The 15019-nt window shown below is 67.6% G+C and carries 19 protein-coding genes; 12 read left to right on the forward strand and 7 right to left on the reverse strand.

Features of this window, described 5'->3' with window-relative positions:
• The first annotated feature begins 23 nt into the window (after nucleotides 1-23).
• A complete protein-coding gene (gene argH / locus A7D27_RS00770; protein ID WP_069559534.1) occupies nucleotides 24-1418 on the forward strand; it encodes an argininosuccinate lyase in 1395 nt (464 codons plus the stop codon).
• 28 nt (nucleotides 1419-1446) lie between these two features.
• Nucleotides 1447-2043 carry an adenylate kinase gene (locus A7D27_RS00775; protein ID WP_069563837.1) on the forward strand — a complete coding sequence of 199 codons (597 nt, stop codon included), beginning with the start codon at nucleotides 1447-1449 and terminating at the stop codon, nucleotides 2041-2043.
• Here the strand turns inward: A7D27_RS00775 and A7D27_RS00780 are convergent.
• The gene (locus A7D27_RS00780) at nucleotides 2021-2686 is read right to left on the reverse strand and encodes a glutathione S-transferase family protein (RefSeq protein WP_069559536.1); all 666 of its coding nucleotides are present in this window, start codon (nucleotides 2684-2686) and stop codon (nucleotides 2021-2023) included. The genes A7D27_RS00775 and A7D27_RS00780 overlap by 23 nt on opposite strands.
• Nucleotides 2687-2830: 144 nt before the next feature.
• Between A7D27_RS00780 and A7D27_RS00785 the strand changes: the two genes are divergently transcribed.
• From A7D27_RS00785 to A7D27_RS00800, 4 genes are all read left to right on the forward strand, one after another.
• Nucleotides 2831-3106: a hypothetical protein gene (locus tag A7D27_RS00785; RefSeq protein ID WP_069563838.1), complete on the forward strand. Its 276-nt coding sequence runs from the start codon at nucleotides 2831-2833 to the stop codon at nucleotides 3104-3106.
• A 67-nt stretch (nucleotides 3107-3173) separates the two neighbouring features.
• Nucleotides 3174-3944 (forward strand): ABC transporter substrate-binding protein, encoded by a 771-nt coding sequence (locus A7D27_RS00790; RefSeq protein ID WP_083265497.1) that lies wholly within the window; start codon nucleotides 3174-3176, stop codon nucleotides 3942-3944.
• 67 nt (nucleotides 3945-4011) lie between these two features.
• The gene (locus A7D27_RS00795; protein ID WP_069559538.1) at nucleotides 4012-4266 is read left to right on the forward strand and encodes a TIGR02647 family protein; all 255 of its coding nucleotides are present in this window, start codon (nucleotides 4012-4014) and stop codon (nucleotides 4264-4266) included.
• A gap of 85 nt (nucleotides 4267-4351) precedes the next feature.
• Nucleotides 4352-7198 (forward strand): class I adenylate cyclase, encoded by a 2847-nt coding sequence (locus tag A7D27_RS00800; RefSeq protein WP_069563839.1) that lies wholly within the window; start codon nucleotides 4352-4354, stop codon nucleotides 7196-7198.
• An 18-nt stretch (nucleotides 7199-7216) separates the two neighbouring features.
• Here the strand turns inward: A7D27_RS00800 and rnk are convergent, their stop codons facing one another.
• The 4 genes from rnk to A7D27_RS00815 form a co-directional block, all read right to left on the reverse strand.
• Entirely contained in the window at nucleotides 7217-7624 is a 408-nt protein-coding gene (gene rnk / locus A7D27_RS00805) for a nucleoside diphosphate kinase regulator (protein ID WP_069559540.1), read from the reverse strand.
• Nucleotides 7625-7771: 147 nt separating this feature from the next.
• A complete protein-coding gene (locus A7D27_RS26940) occupies nucleotides 7772-7975 on the reverse strand; it encodes a DUF1289 domain-containing protein (RefSeq protein ID WP_083265498.1) in 204 nt (67 codons plus the stop codon).
• Entirely contained in the window at nucleotides 7956-8288 is a 333-nt protein-coding gene (cyaY, locus tag A7D27_RS00810) for an iron donor protein CyaY (RefSeq protein WP_069559541.1), read from the reverse strand. Before cyaY ends, A7D27_RS26940 begins: the two co-directional genes overlap by 20 nt.
• 39 nt (nucleotides 8289-8327) lie before the next feature.
• The gene (locus A7D27_RS00815; RefSeq protein ID WP_069563840.1) at nucleotides 8328-9365 is read right to left on the reverse strand and encodes an AraC family transcriptional regulator; all 1038 of its coding nucleotides are present in this window, start codon (nucleotides 9363-9365) and stop codon (nucleotides 8328-8330) included.
• A gap of 150 nt (nucleotides 9366-9515) precedes the next feature.
• Here A7D27_RS00815 and A7D27_RS26945 point away from each other — a divergent pair, with 150 nt between their 5' ends.
• Genes A7D27_RS26945 through A7D27_RS00840 form a run of 6 tightly spaced genes read left to right on the forward strand, consistent with a single transcriptional unit; the run spans nucleotide 9516 to nucleotide 14074 of the window.
• Complete coding sequence (locus A7D27_RS26945; RefSeq protein WP_074966982.1) at nucleotides 9516-9641, forward strand: lipoprotein; 126 nt, start codon at nucleotides 9516-9518, stop codon at nucleotides 9639-9641.
• A gap of 9 nt (nucleotides 9642-9650) precedes the next feature.
• Nucleotides 9651-10898 (forward strand): diaminopimelate decarboxylase, encoded by a 1248-nt coding sequence (lysA, locus tag A7D27_RS00820; protein WP_069559543.1) that lies wholly within the window; start codon nucleotides 9651-9653, stop codon nucleotides 10896-10898.
• Between the two features lie 4 nt (nucleotides 10899-10902).
• Nucleotides 10903-11733 (forward strand): diaminopimelate epimerase, encoded by an 831-nt coding sequence (gene dapF / locus A7D27_RS00825; RefSeq protein WP_069559544.1) that lies wholly within the window; start codon nucleotides 10903-10905, stop codon nucleotides 11731-11733.
• A 13-nt stretch (nucleotides 11734-11746) separates the two neighbouring features.
• A complete protein-coding gene (locus tag A7D27_RS00830; RefSeq protein ID WP_069559545.1) occupies nucleotides 11747-12448 on the forward strand; it encodes a DUF484 family protein in 702 nt (233 codons plus the stop codon).
• 22 nt (nucleotides 12449-12470) lie between these two features.
• The gene (gene xerC / locus A7D27_RS00835; RefSeq protein ID WP_069559546.1) at nucleotides 12471-13373 is read left to right on the forward strand and encodes a tyrosine recombinase XerC; all 903 of its coding nucleotides are present in this window, start codon (nucleotides 12471-12473) and stop codon (nucleotides 13371-13373) included.
• Nucleotides 13370-14074 carry an HAD family hydrolase gene (locus tag A7D27_RS00840; protein WP_069563841.1) on the forward strand — a complete coding sequence of 235 codons (705 nt, stop codon included), beginning with the start codon at nucleotides 13370-13372 and terminating at the stop codon, nucleotides 14072-14074. The genes xerC and A7D27_RS00840 overlap by 4 nt, the downstream gene beginning before the upstream one ends.
• Before the next feature lie 57 nt (nucleotides 14075-14131).
• Here A7D27_RS00840 and sutA read toward each other — a convergent pair whose 3' ends face one another.
• Both sutA and A7D27_RS00850 read right to left on the reverse strand, forming a co-directional pair.
• On the reverse strand, nucleotides 14132-14452 hold the full coding sequence (gene sutA / locus A7D27_RS00845) for a transcriptional regulator SutA (RefSeq protein WP_069563842.1): 321 nt from the start codon (nucleotides 14450-14452) through the stop codon (nucleotides 14132-14134).
• Between the two features lie 75 nt (nucleotides 14453-14527).
• Nucleotides 14528-14953 (reverse strand): secondary thiamine-phosphate synthase enzyme YjbQ, encoded by a 426-nt coding sequence (locus tag A7D27_RS00850; protein WP_044400781.1) that lies wholly within the window; start codon nucleotides 14951-14953, stop codon nucleotides 14528-14530.
• Between the last annotated feature and the right edge of the window lie 66 nt (nucleotides 14954-15019).

The following is a 15019-nucleotide window of genomic DNA, read 5'->3' on the forward strand; positions in this document are numbered from 1 at the left end:
ACTGCCAGCTATCGAGCCCAGTCATGAGCACCGACAAGACCAACCAGTCCTGGGGCGGCCGCTTCAGCGAGCCCGTCGACGCCTTCGTCGCCCGCTTCACCGCCTCCGTCGACTTCGACAAGCGCCTCTACCGCCACGACATCATGGGCTCCATCGCCCACGCCACCATGCTGGCCGAGGCCGGCGTGCTGACCGTCGAAGAGCGCGATGCCATCGAGCAGGGGCTGAAGGACATCCAGGCCGAGATCGAAGCCGGCACCTTCGAGTGGCGCGTCGACCTGGAAGACGTGCACATGAACATCGAGGCCCGGCTGACCGACCGCATCGGCATCACCGGCAAAAAGCTGCACACCGGCCGCTCGCGCAACGACCAGGTGGCCACCGACATCCGCCTGTGGCTGCGTGACGAGATCGACCTGATCCTCGCCGAGCTGACCCGCCTGCAAGAGGGCCTGCTGGGCCTGGCGGAAGCCGAGGCGGACACCATCATGCCCGGCTTCACCCACCTGCAGACTGCCCAGCCGGTCACCTTCGGCCATCACCTGCTGGCCTGGTTCGAGATGCTCAGCCGCGACCATGAGCGCCTGGTGGACTGCCGCAAGCGGGTCAACCGCATGCCCCTGGGCAGCGCTGCCCTGGCCGGCACCACCTACCCGATCCAGCGCGAAGTCACCTGCCGCCTGCTGGGCTTCGAGGCCATCTCCGGCAACTCCCTGGACGGCGTCTCCGACCGTGACTTCGCCATCGAATTCTGCGCCGCCGCCTCCCTGGCGATGATGCACCTGTCGCGCTTCTCCGAAGAGCTGGTGCTCTGGACCAGCGCCCAGTTCCAGTTCATCGACCTGCCTGACCGCTTCTGCACCGGCTCCTCGATCATGCCGCAGAAGAAGAACCCCGACGTGCCCGAACTGGTGCGCGGCAAGTCCGGTCGCGTGTTCGGCCACCTGACCGGCCTGCTGACCCTGATGAAGGGCCAACCGCTGGCCTACAACAAGGACAACCAGGAGGACAAGGAGCCGCTGTTCGACGCTGCCGACACCCTGCGCGACTCACTCCGCGCCTTCGCCGACATGGTCCCGGCCATCAAGCCCAAGCGGGAGATCATGCGCGAAGCGGCCCGTCGCGGCTTCTCCACCGCCACCGACCTGGCCGACTACCTGGTGCGCAAGGGCCTGCCCTTCCGCGACTGCCATGAGATCGTCGGCCATGCCGTGAAGTACGGCGTCGAGTCCGGCAAGGACCTGGCCGAAATGAGCCTCGACGAACTGCGCCGCTTCAGCGACCAGATCGGCGATGACGTGTTCGCCGTGCTGACCCTGGAAGGCTCGGTCAACGCCCGCGACCACATCGGCGGCACCGCCCCGAACCAGGTCCGCGCCGCCGTTGCCCGTGGCCGCCAGCTGCTGGCCAGCCGCTGAGATACAACCAAGACGGCAAGGACGCCTCATGCAATCCGCAACACCCTCCAACTGGCCGGGCTCGTTCGGCCAGCGCATCTCCATCGTCGGCGGCTCAGGCGCAGGCAAAACTTACCTGGCAAAGCTGCTCAGCCAGCGTCTGGGGCTGCCGCATATCGAGCAGGACGCCATATTCCACCAACCTGGCTGGCAGCCACTGCCACGCGATGAGTTCCGCGAGCGAGTCACACAGGCGTTAGCCGAGCCACGCTGGGTAGTGGAAGGCAGCTACTCGGCCACCCAGCCGTTGATACTTGCGCGTGCCGAGACGGTGATCTGGCTCGACTTGCCGCGGACGCTGGTGATGTATCAGATCGTCACCCGCACCCTGGGCCGCTTGCTGACACGCAAGACACTTTGGAACGGCAACCGGGAACGGTTGCGCAACGTGATTTCCCTGGACCCGAGTCGCTCCATCATCCTGTGGTCCTGGACACGCCATGGCCTTTATCGGGAGCGGGTCATTGCCGAGCAGCAGGATCCCGCCAACGCCGGTATTCATTACATCCGCATCAGGTCAAGGGCAGACCTGCACACGCTCCTCGGCAGGCTGCCCGGCTTTGTTACCCCTGGGTCCGCGCCTTGATCATCGCCAGGAACGCCGGCATGTCCTGCGCCTTGTCCTCGGCAATACGCCGGACGTGGGGGTTCTGCCCCAACTGCTGGAGCAGCGCGCAAGCGGCCGGCAGCTCGGCGAGGAAGTCGATCTCCAGCACCTTGCGACCCACTTCGCAGGCAAGGTCGACGCTATAGAGGAAGTACAGGTCAGCAACGGTGAATATCTCGCCGGCCACATAGGGCGCAAAGCGCCCGTGCCGGCCCAACGCGGCGAAACCCGCGATCAGCTCGGCACGAGCCTTCTCGCGGATCGCCTCGGGCACCGCCATGCCGAAGAATGCCTGCGGGTAGCAGGTGCGCGCCGGCAGCTCAATGTACAGTTCGATCTCCCGAGCCAGAGCACGAACCACCGCGCGGGCCTGCAGCTCGGCGGGCAGCAGCGCAGGCTCGGGGAAGCGTTCCTCGAGGTAATCGAGGATGGCACTGGTCTCGTTGATGAAGCCGTACTCCGTCTCCAGTACCGGCACCTTGCCGCGCGGGCTGTAGGCGAGGAAGGCGGGCTCCTGGCTGGCATGGACCTTCACCTCCTCGAAGGGCAGGCCTTTCTCCAGCAGGGCCAGCTTGACCATGTTGTAGTAGTTGCTGACGCAGAATCCGTGGAGCTTGAGCATGGGGCCTCCTGGGCCAGTGCGTGGAGCGGCCAGTTATAGCCGCGGCACCGGTGGCCTGCCAGTTGCATCGATCCGGTGAATGGACGGCGGCGACCAGCCAGCCGCCGTGGCACACTGCGCATCCGAACCGAACAGGAACCCGCCATGAGCGAATACGACGACAGCGAAGAAGCCTTCGCCGAGGAAACCCTGATCCAGGCCGTCGAGACCCAGATCGAGACCGGCGAGCCCGCTGCGGCAAAGGCCACCTTCAACAAGCTGACCCTGGTGGGCTACGAGCGCGAGGAGTGCCTGCAGATGATGGCCCTGGTGCTGGCCTGCGCCATCCAGCGCCTGGAGGCCGACCAGCCCTTCGACATGGACTGGTATGAAAACGCACTGCGCGCCCTGCCGGAGCTGCCGGAAGACGCGCAGGATTGATCCGCGCCACGGCTTGCGCGGGCTCCCGCCGCTAGCATCGCGCACTCATTCCCGACAGGAGCCCAGCATGGCCAAGCGTTCGACGCGCCCGCTCCGGGACCTTCTCCGCCTGGGCCTGCTCCTGTTGGTGATGGTTGGCAGCCACACGACGAAAGCGGAGCCGCTGCAAGTGGGCGCCGAGGACGACTGGTATCCCTACACCGCCTGGCGGGACGGGCGCATTCAAGGCATGTCGGCCGACATAGTCCGAGCCGCATTCGCTGCCGTGGGCGAGGACGTGGAACTGGTGCCCTATCCCTACGCGCGATGCATGCAGCTGACGCAGTCCGGGCGCCTGGCGGGATGCTTCAACACTGCGCCCAACCCCCAGATAGAACGTGACTACCTGCTGCCCCGGCATCCCCTGTTCCGCGACGACATCCTTCTCTGGGCCCCCACCTACCGTGCCACGCCGGTGAGCGACCTCGGCCAGCTCGCCGGCCGGCGGGTCGCCGTGACCGTGGGTTACGAATACGGTGAAACCTTCGACAGCCTGGCCAATGTGGTGCGCGTGGCGGTACGCAAGGACATCAACGGCTTCCTGATGCTGCAGCACGATCGGGTCGACTACGTGGCCGCCTACCGCAGCACCACTGAAGCCCTGGTGCGCGATAACCCCCAGCTGCGCGGGCTTTTCACCGCCGTCGCCACCCTGCACCAGCCTGAGCTCTACCTGTCCTTCTCGCGCCAGCATCCGGGCGCGCGGGCCCTGCTGCAGCGGTTCGACGAGGGCATGGCCATCATCCAGGGCAACGGCCGCTACCGCGCGATTCTGTCGCAGTGGGGCGTAGGCGACTGAATCCGCAACTACACTCTGCGGGAGCCGGCCCGTCCGAAGGCCGGCACAGGACGACCAGGAGCCCCACATGACGTCGTACACCCCCGAATTGATCGCCGAACTGGAACTGCTGACCCTGTTCAACCTGGACAACACCCAGGAAGGCCTCAAGGTCCACAACAATGCTGCCCCCAGCCTGATCGCAGCCTCCCTGCGCCTGCACCACAAGGGCCTGCTGACCCAGCCCGACGGTGGCTACCTCACGAGCCTGGGCCTGGACGCAGCCGAACACGCACAAGGCCTGTTGACCATCCTCACGACCGCACCCGCTCTTTCGAACTGATCCCGCGACGTCTCGCCCCGCAACGCCCCTGCCCGCCGGCATCGCCGGCTGGTAGGCTGTGCGCATTCTTCCGGCAGACGCTCCGATGACCCGCACCCAGGAAATCCGCCCCGACATCGACGACGGCATCGACCGCAAGGTCCTGACCCAGCTGCGCGCGCGCTTCCTGAAAGTCAATGCCGGCCGGCTCGAACGCACGCTGCTCGGCCTCTCCAGTCGCCAGCAGATGGTGCTGCGTCTTCTGCCCTTGCTGTTCCACGTCAACCACCCGCTGCTGCCGGGATACGTCTCGGGGCAGACTCCCGCCGGGGTCTGCGGCTATGAGCCGGACGACGACGTGCTCGCCGAAGCCCAGCGCCTGACCCGCTCGTTCGCCTACAGGGCCCGGCGCGGTTCGGCGCCGACACCGATCCAGGGCCTGTTCCTGATGGGCAGCCTGGGCACCGTGGCCCAGGCCGAGCAAAGCGACATGGACCTGTGGGTCTGCCACGACCCGGAGCTACCGGCTCCGGCCATCTCCGAGCTGCGCCGCAAGTGCGACCTGCTGGAAGCCTGGGCCGCGACTTTGGGCGCCGAGGCGCATTTCTTCCTGATCGACCCTCGCCGCTTCGTGGTGGGCGACCGCGAGACCCACCTCACCTCCGACGACTGCGGCACCACCCAGCATTACCTGCTGCTGGACGAGTTCTACCGCACCGCCATCTGGCTCGGCGGGCGCACGCCGCTATGGTGGCTGGTGCCGGTGTACGAGGAGGGTCGCTATGCCGACTACACCGCCAAGCTGCTGTCGCGCCGCTTCATCCGTGCGGAGGAAGTGCTGGACCTGGGGCACCTGTCGCACATCCCCGTGGGCGAGTTCGTCGGCGCCGGCATGTGGCAGCTGTTCAAGGGCATCGAGTCGCCCTACAAGTCGGTGCTCAAGCTGCTGCTGACCGAGGTCTACGCCAGCGAGCACCCGAAGGTGCAGTGCCTGTCGCTACGCTTCAAGCAGGCGGTGTACGCTAACCACCTGGACCTGGACGAGCTCGATCCCTACATCGTGGTCTACCGCCGGCTGGAGGAATACCTGCTGGCCCGAGGCGAGCGCGAACGCCTGGAGCTGATCCGCCGCTGCCTCTACCTCAAGGTCGACAAGAAGCTCAGCCGCCCGCCACGCAACCGTGCCAAGAGCTGGCAACGCCTGCTGTTCGAGCGCCTGACCCGAGAGTGGCAGTGGGATGACCGACAACTGGTGCTGCTCGACAGCCGCAGCCAATGGAAGGTACGCCAGGTGGGCACCGAGCGCCGGGCGCTGGTCAACGAGCTGACCTACAGCTACCGCTTCCTCTCCGAATTCGCCCGCGCCCAGCACGCCATCAGCTCGCTCAACAGCCGCGACCTGGGCGTGCTCGGTCGGCGCCTGTACGCCGCCTTCGAACGCAAGGCGGGCAAGGTGGAGTTCATCAACCCCGGCATCGCCCCGGACCTGGCCGAGGACACCCTCACCCTGGCCCAGAGCCCGAGCCCCGAGCGCGAAGGGGAGACCCTCTGGGCGCTCTATCCGGGCAGCCTCAACGCCCTCGAATGGCGCGACTTCGCCCCGATCAAGCGGGCCCGTGAACTGGTGGAACTGCTGGCCTGGTGTCACCGCAACGGGGTGATCGACGCCTCCACGCGGCTGTCCCTGCACCCGGGCGACAGCGACCTCACCGAGTACGAGCTGTCCAACCTGGTCAGCAGCCTGCAGCAGGGCTTCCCGCTGCCGCTGCCGATGGTGGACGAAGCTGCGCTGCTGCGGCCGAGCGTGCCGCGCCAGGTGCTGCTGCTGGTGAACGTGGGCATCGACCCGCTGAAACAGCACAGCCAGATGAACCTGCACATGACCACCGAGCGCACCGACTCGCTTGGCTACGCCGGCTCGCGGGAGAACCTGGTGCTGACCCTCGACCAGGTGACCCTGAACAGTTGGAACGAGCTGTTGGTGACCCGCTACGACGGGCCCTACGCCCCGCTGGACTGCCTGCGCGAATTCCTCAACAGCGTGGACCCCGCCGCACCGCCGGACCTGCGGGTGCGCTGTTTCTGCCGCAACCGCGCGCAACCCATCGCCCAGCGTGTGGAGGACCTGTTCCTCGACACCCTCGCCCTGCTCGGCAACGGCCAGGTGACCCGCTACCTGCTGCAGGTGCAGCAGCAGTATCACGTGCTGGAACTGCAGCCGGGCCAGGTGGCCCACACCGCACTGCCGGACCTGCCGGCACTGCTGGAACACCTGGGCGAGGACCTGCCGGCCTACAGCCCACTGCAACTGGATCGCTATGCCCTGGAGAACGAGGACCTGGCGCTGATCCTGCCGTTGGGGCGTCCAGGCTGCATCCAGGTGTTCTACCGCCAGGACGGCGAGACGGCGGAACTCACTGTGCTCGACGAGCACAATGCCGTGTGGCGCCAGCGCCTGCCTTTTCGCAATCCGCAAAGCCTGCTGACACCGCTGCAACGCTTCCTGCAGTCGGTGCTCTACCGGCGCAATGCGCTGCTGCCGCTGGATCGGCCGGCCCCACAGAGCGGCCTGGAAGTTCTTTACTACGAGGTACTGCCGTCGCCGCCCTTGCGCGCGCAGCAGGTAGAGCGCCGGGGCGCGCCGCAATCACCAGTGAGCCACCCGTTCTACGACGTGCAGGCGATCGTCGAGCCGCTGGACACGAAGCGCGTGCTCGTCACGCTGTACTGCAACCACCGGGAGTTTTCCGAGCTGGAATACGGCGGCGAACTGTTCGCCGCCGTGGCGCGCCACATCCTCGCCCAGCGCAGCACCGCCGAGCGCTACCCCTGCTACATCACCGACCTGGACCTGTCGCGGGTCCTCGGCGAGGGGCACGCGCAGACGGTGCACTACCTGCGCTACAAGGCGGAGCTGGAGCGGGAATTGAACCGGGCGCTGGGCCTGGCCTGACGCCAGGCCCGCAAGGGCTCAACGGTCGTATTCGCCCGCAGCCTCAGGCTGGTACTCCACGGCCAGGAGCGTCAGCTTGAGGGTCTTGCCGCCGGGCACCGGCCAGTCGATGCCCTGACCCACGGAAAGGCCGAGCAGTGCGCTACCTACCGGCGCCAGCACCGACACCTTGCCTTCGCCACCGGCGTCCTGGGGGTAGACCAGGGTCAGGTGGTAGTCCTTGCCACTGGCATCGTCGCGGCAATGCACGCGGGAATTCATGGTCACCACGCCCGGCGGCACCTCGTCGTGGCCCACCACCTGGGCGCGGGCGAGCTCCCGCTCCAGCGCCTCGGCGCCGGGGCCGAACTCCTCCAGTTCATCGAGCAGACGCTCCAGTCGCTGAAGGTCGAGGCGGGTGATGATGATCGAGGGTTGAGTGGTCATGGCAAATCCGATACTCCGGTTCCTAGGCTCGAAAAAGCGAAAACCCCGCCCGAAGGCGGGGTTTCCAGATGCTGTTCAGGCCGTACGCCATGGCGACGGCCCGACTGACACTACGTCACCACGGAGGCTCTTGGCAAGACCATCCGGTCATGGCCGTCGCGCCGCGAGGCGCTGGGCGGCGTCACGGCGAATCTGCCGGCGACGGTCGTCGCTGGCTTCACCCCATTGCAGAATCTCACTCAGGCTGCGCCCGCATCCGATGCAGATATCGGCGTCGTCCAGGCAGCAGCGGCGCACGCAGGGTGATGCGGGCCGGGGCTCGGGCGGCGGTTCAGAGCTCGTCGAACTCAAGGTCTTCGCCCGCCTGCTCACGGGTCACGCGGGCGAGCAGCTCACCCAGCGGCTCGTCGCTGGTGTCGCAGATCCAGCGCTCCGACTCTGCGTCGTAGTCGAAGTGGAAACCGCCGGAACGAGCCGCTACCCAAAGCTGGCGCAGGGGCTCCTGGCGGCTGAGGATGACCTGGCTGCCGTTCTCGAAGCGGATGGTGAGGACGCCCGCGCTGTTCTCCAGGTCCACGTCCAGGTCGCTGCCATCGAAGAGGTCCTCGACGGCCTCCTGGACTTCGTCGACCAGATCGTGGAAACGCGCTTCGCTCAAACTCATCGGATGTACCTCAGGAAAAATGGAAACGTGGGCGACCTTTCAGCGCCCGAGGTGGCGACGGTACTCGCCTGGGCTCTGCCCGGTCCAGCGGCGGAAGGCCCGCGCCAGGGAGCCGGCCTCGCTGAAGCCGACCAGGAAGGCGATGTCGGCCAGCTCCAGGGCCGGATCGCGCAGATAATGCAGCACCAGTTGCTGCCGCGTCTCGTCCACCAATTGGCTGAAGGTCAGGCCCGCGTCACGCAGGCGCCGCTGCAGGGTGCGCGGGCTCAGGCCGAGATCGGCGGCCAGGTGCTCCAGATCGGCGCCGTCCTCGGCCAGGCGCCCGGCCAGCGCCAGGCGCGCCCGGTCGAGCACGCTCTGGCCCTGGCGCAACTCGCCCAGCAGGCGGTCGGCGTAGGCGTCGAGCATCTGTCGGACGTGTGAGTCGGCCTGGCCCAGGGGCGTGGCCAGCAGGCGGCGGGGAAACACCAGGGCGTTGTCGAGCTGGCCAAACAGAACCGGACAGCGGAACACCCGCCGGTGCTCGGCGTCGTCGGCAGGTGCGGGGTGCTGGAAGCGCACTTCGGTGGGCGGGATGTCGAGCCCGCTGATCCAGCGCCCGAAGGTGACCCAACCGGCCAGGGACTCCTCCGCCACTTGGTCGCGCAACTGCGGCAGCGCCGGCTCCCAGGCCAGCCGCACCAGGGGCTCCAGGCCGGCACGGGGAGGCTCGTCATCCAGCTCCACCTGGCCGAGGTTGCCCACCAGGGCGGCATAGCGCGCCTGGCGGTGGAGGGCGTCAGAGAGAGTCGGGCAACTCATCAGCAGGTAGCCGAGCACGCCGTAGTAACCGGGGCGCACTGCCTCGCCCAGGTGCAGCCCCAGGCGCGGATCGTCCAGCCGTGCCATGGCCTGGCCCAGGAGTTCGAGATAGGCGCTGGCGGCGATGCGCTGCTCGCGCTGGGCGAGGAGGGAGGGAGCCAACTGGATGCTGGCGAGGAAGGCCGCCGGCTCGATGCCGTGGCGCGCCACGTGGTCCACGAGGCCCTGGAGGTAGGCAACCGAAACCGAGCCGGCGAGGGGGGAAGAGGGGTCCATTCGGCCTCCGTTTTTGCCGCCCATCCTAGTGGCGCGAAAGCCCGTTTGGCTAGGCGCAGCGCCCGCCCGGCGGGTGTTTCGGCGCATAGGCAAGGCGATGGGTGGTCGGTATACTCCCGACCCAATTACGCATTGTTCAAGGATCTCGCCATGAAGCGGCTGCTCACCCCCATCGTTGCGCTCCTCGCTGTTGCCTGCCTGCTGGGCGGCTGTGGCCAGAAAGGCCCGCTGTACCTGCCTGACGACACCAAGTCCTCCTCCGAACACGCGCACTGAGGGGTCTAGATGGACGCTTTCACTTACCGCGACGGTGAGCTGTTCGCGGAAGGCGTGGCCTTGTCCGCCATCGCATCGCGCTTCGGCACCCCCACCTACGTCTATTCCCGCGCGCACATCGAGGCGCAGTACCGCTCCTATGCCGATGCCCTGCAGGGCGTGCCGCACCTGGTCTGCTACGCGGTCAAGGCCAACTCCAACCTGGCGGTGCTGAACCTGCTGGCGCGCCTGGGCTCGGGCTTCGACATCGTCTCCAGCGGCGAACTGGAGCGCGTGCTGGCCGCTGGTGGCTCGGCTGACCGCATCGTCTTCTCCGGCGTCGGCAAGAGCCGCGACGACATGCGCCGCGCACTGGAAGTAGGCGTGCACTGCTTCAACGTCGAGTCGGTTGACGAGCTGGAGCGCCTGCAGGTGGTCGCTGCCGAGATGGACGTGAAAGCGCCGATCTCCCTGCGGGTGAACCCCGACGTGGACGCCGGCACCCACCCGTACATTTCCACCGGTCTGAAGGAAAACAAGTTCGGCATCGCCATCGAGCAGGCGGAGGCCGTCTATCTGCGCGCCGCCTCGCTGTCGAACCTGGACGTGGTCGGCGTGGACTGCCACATCGGCTCCCAGCTGACCAGCCTGCCGCCCTTCCTCGACGCCCTCGACCGCCTGCTGGCATTGGTCGACCGCCTCGCCACCCAGGGCGTGCACATCCGCCACCTGGACCTCGGCGGTGGCCTCGGCGTGCGCTACAAGGACGAGCAGCCGCCCGTTGCTGGCGACTACATCAAGGCCGTGCGCGAGCGTATTGCCGGGCGTGACCTGGCGCTGGTGTTCGAACCGGGCCGCTACATCGTCGCCAACGCCGGCGTGCTGCTGACCCAGGTGGAATACCTCAAGCACACCGAGCACAAGAACTTCGCCGTGATCGACGCGGCCATGAACGACCTGATCCGTCCGGCCCTGTACCAGGCCTGGATGGACGTGGTGCCGGTGCAGCCGCGCGACGGCGAGGCCCAGCGTTACGACCTGGTCGGCCCGATCTGCGAGACCGGCGACTTCCTCGCCAAGGACCGCGACCTGGCCCTGGCCGAGGGCGACCTGCTGGCCGTGCGCTCGGCCGGTGCCTACGGCTTCGTCATGAGCTCCAACTACAACACCCGCGGCCGTGCCGCCGAGGTGATGGTGGATGGGGAGCAGGCCTACGAAGTGCGTCGCCGCGAAACCCTCGAGGAACTCTACGCCGGCGAAAGCCTGCTTCCGGAGTAAGTCCATGCTGCTGCGTTTCACCAAGATGCACGGCCTGGGCAACGACTTCATGGTGCTCGACCTGGTCAGCCAGCACGCGCACATTCAGCCCAAGCACGCCAAGCAGTGGGGCGACCGCCACACCGGCATCGGCTTCGACCAGTTGCTGATCGTTGAGGCCCCCACCAACCCGGACGTGGATTTCCGCTACCGCATCTTCAACTCGGACGGCTCCGAGGTGGAGCAGTGCGGCAACGGTGCCCGCTGCTTCGCCCGCTTCGTGCTGGACAAGCGCCTGACCGTGAAGAAGCAGATCCGCGTCGAGACCAAGGCCGGCATCATCGAACTGGATGTCCGCGCCGATGGCCAGGTCCGGGTCGACATGGGGCCGCCGCGCCTCGTGCCCCAGCAGATCCCCTTCGTCGCCGAGGCCGAGGCCCTGAGCTACCCGGTCGACGTGGACGGCCAGACCGTCCAGCTCGCCGCCGTGTCCATGGGCAACCCCCATGCCGTGCTGCGCGTCGAGGATGTGTACCGCGCTCCGGTCCACGAACTGGGCCCGAAACTCGAACACCACCCGCGCTTCCCGCAGCGGGTCAACGTTGGCTTCCTGCAGGTCCAGGATCGCCACCAGGCCCGCCTGCGGGTCTGGGAGCGCGGCGCCGGGGAAACCCGCGCTTGCGGCACCGGCGCCTGTGCCGCCGCCGTCGCGGCCATTCGCCAGGGCTGGATGGACTCCCCCGTGCAGCTGGAACTGCCGGGCGGCAAGCTGACCATCGAATGGGCCGGCCCCGGCCAGCCCGTGATGATGACCGGCCCGGCCGTACGCGTGTACGAAGGCCAGGTCCGCCTATGAACGAGCCGAGAGCATGAGCGAGAAGCACCCCGACGCGCCCCGCGCCCTCGATTCCGAGTCGGTCGCGGCCTACCTGCGCCAGCACCCGGAGTTCTTCGTCGACCACGAGGAGCTGATCCCCGAACTGCGCATCCCCCACCAGCCTGGCGAGGCCGTCTCGCTGGTGGAGCGCCAGGTGAAGCTGCTGCGCGAGCGCAACATCGAGATGCGCCACCGCCTGTCCCAGCTGATGGACGTGGCCCGCGACAACGACCGCCTGTTCGACAAGACCCGCCGCCTGGTGCTCGACCTGCTGGACGCCAATACGCTGGAGGAAGTGGTCGGAGCCATCGAGGACAGCCTGCGCCATGAGTTCCAGGTGCCCTTTGTCAGCCTGATCCTGTTCAGCGACAGCACCCTGCCGGTAGGCCGCAGCGTCTCCAGCGCCGAGGCACACCAGGCCATCGGCGGCCTGCTGGTGGCGGGCAAGACCATCTGCGGCGTGCTGCGGGCCCATGAGCTGGAGTTCCTGTTCGGCGCGGAAGAGGGCGCCAAGGTCGGCTCGGCCGCCGTCGTCTCCCTCAACCACCAGGGCCAGCACGGCCTGCTGGCCATCGGCAGCCCAGACCCACAGCACTACAAGAGCTCCCTCGGCACCCTGTTCCTCAGCTACATCGCCGAAGTCCTGGCCCGGGTGCTGCCGCGTCACGCCCCCCCGCTGCGCTCGGTGCGCTGAGCGCAGCGCGCCGGGAGGACCGATGAAGGCCGATCTTGAGCGCTACCTCGACCACCTGCGCAGTGAGCGTCAGGTTTCTCCGCACACGCTGGAAGGCTACCGGCGCGACCTGGAAAAGGTCGTGGCTCTGGCCGAAGGCTTCGGCCTCGATGACTGGACCACGCTGCAACCCCGCCCGCTGCGCAGCATGGTGGCGCGCCTGCACCAGCAGGGGCAGTCCGCCCGCAGCCTCGCCCGCCTGCTCTCCGCCGTACGCGGCCTGTACCGCTACCTGATCCGCGAAGGCCGCTGCCGTCACGACCCGGCCAGCGGCATCAGTGCGCCCAAGGGCGAGCGACGCCTGCCCCGCACCCTGGATGCCGACCGCACCCAGCAGTTGCTGGATGGTGCGGTGGAAGACGAATTCATGGCCCGCCGCGACCAGGCCATCCTCGAGTTGTTCTATTCCTCCGGCCTGCGCCTGTCGGAACTGGTGGGCCTGGACCTGGACCGCCTGGACCTGGCCGATGGCAGCGTGCGGGTGATCGGCAAGGGCAACAAGATCCGCGAGCTGCCCCTCGGGCGCATGGCGCGCCAGGCACTGGAGCGCTGGCTGCCCCACCGCGCCAGCGTGTCCCCGGTGGACGGCGCCGTCTTCGTCACTCGCCAAGGCCGTCGCATCGGCCCCCGCGCCGTGCGCGAACGGGTGCGGGTGGCCGGGGTGCGCGAGCTGGGCCAGCACGTCCATCCGCACATGCTGCGGCATTCCTTCGCCAGCCACATGCTGGAGTCCTCCCAGGACCTGCGGGCGGTGCAGGAGCTGCTCGGCCACGCCGACATCTCCACCACGCAGATCTACACCCACCTGGACTTCCAGCACCTGGCGGCGGTCTACGACAAGGCCCACCCCCGGGCACGACGCAACGGAGCCAAGGACGAGGAATGAGCATCCAACTGGTGACCTTCGATCTGGACGACACCCTGTGGGACGTCTCGGTGGTGATGCAGGGCGCCGAAGCCGCCCTGCGCGAATGGCTGGGCAACCAGGCACCACGCCTGGGGCCTGTGCCGATCGAGCACCTGTGGGCGATCCGCGCCCGCCTGGTGGAGGCCACCCCTGGGCTCAGGCACCGCCTGAGCGAGCTGCGCCGGCGCATCCTCTTCCATGCCCTGGAAGAGGCCGGTTATCCACAGGCCGAGGCCGCGGAGCTGGCGGAGGCCGGCTTCCAGGTGTTCCTGGCTGCGCGGCACCGCATCGACCTGTTCCCCGAGGTGCACCCGACCCTGGAGCGCCTGGCCAACCACTACCGGCTGGCGGTGATCACCAATGGCAACGCCGATATCCGCCGCCTGGGCCTGGCGGACTACTTCCAGTTCGCCCTCTGCGCCGAGGAACTGGGCATCGGCAAGCCGGACCCGCACCCCTTCGAAGAAGCGCTGCGCCGAGCCGGCGTCCCCGCCGCCCAGGCCGTGCACATCGGCGATCACCCCAGCGACGACATCCAGGGCGCCCGCAACGCCGGGATGCGTGCGGTGTGGTTCAACCCCCAGGGCAAATCCTGGGACGGCGACGACCACCCCGATGCACAGATCCGTACCCTGGACCAGCTACCCGCGCTGCTGGAGCGCTGGCACCGGGGTGCCTGACCCCGAATCGCAGGCATGAAAAAGCCCGCATCAAGCGGGCTCTTCCAGGCGACGCACTCAGATGGGGCGGCTGCCGTACTTGCTGTCCGGCTTCTTCGGCGGGTCGGCGACCACGTTGGGCTCCACCTCCTGCACCTTGCCGCCACGGGCCAGGAACTCCTCCATGGCACGGGCCAGCGCATCGCGCTCCTTCTGCTTGGCTTCGACGCTGGGCAGCTCCTCGACCTCGACGGCAGCGGCTTTCTTGCCCTTGCCGGCAGGGGCGGTGGATTCGCCGTCATCGCTGTCGTCGCCACTGTCCTCGGCGGCAGCCAGCTCCTCGCCTTCGTCCTCGTCGCCCGCTTCGAGCTCGTCTTGTTCCAGTTCTTCGTCGCTCATTCTTCTACCTCGTGTCTTGCAAGAGCAGGTTAGTTATAGCCCAGTCGCGCCAGGTTTCTACGCGCCCGGAAAAAATCACGATGCCTCGCCGTAGAGGGTCGCCAGCACCCGGCGCGCACCGCCCTGATCGCGGTGTTCGCCGAGGTAGATCCCCTGCCAGGTACCCAGGGCGAGCGCCCCGTCACGCACCGGCAAGGTCAGCTGGCAGCCCAGCAGGCTCGACTTGAAGTGCGCCGGCAGGTCGTCCGGGCCTTCGTAGTCATGTTCGTAGCCACCCTCGCCCTGGGGCACGAGGCGGTTGAAGAACCGCTCGAAATCGCGCCTCACGGAGGGGTCGGCATTCTCATTGACGCTCAGTGAAGCCGACGTGTGTTGCAGCAGCAGGTGCAACAGACCGATACGGCAACGACCCAGTTCCGGCAATCCGGCCAGCAGCTCGTCGGTGACCAGGTGGAAGCCTCGCGCACGCGGCTTCAAGGTGATCAGCGTCTGGTGCCACATGGGCGCCACTCCCTCGGATTTCGCTCGGCGCGCATTCTAGCGCGGCCTCTGAAAAAGCAAAGGGCG

The sequence above is a fragment of the Pseudomonas sp. 1D4 genome, assembly GCF_001728925.1.
In the GTDB taxonomy this organism is placed as follows: Bacteria; Pseudomonadota; Gammaproteobacteria; order Pseudomonadales; family Pseudomonadaceae; genus Metapseudomonas; species Metapseudomonas otitidis.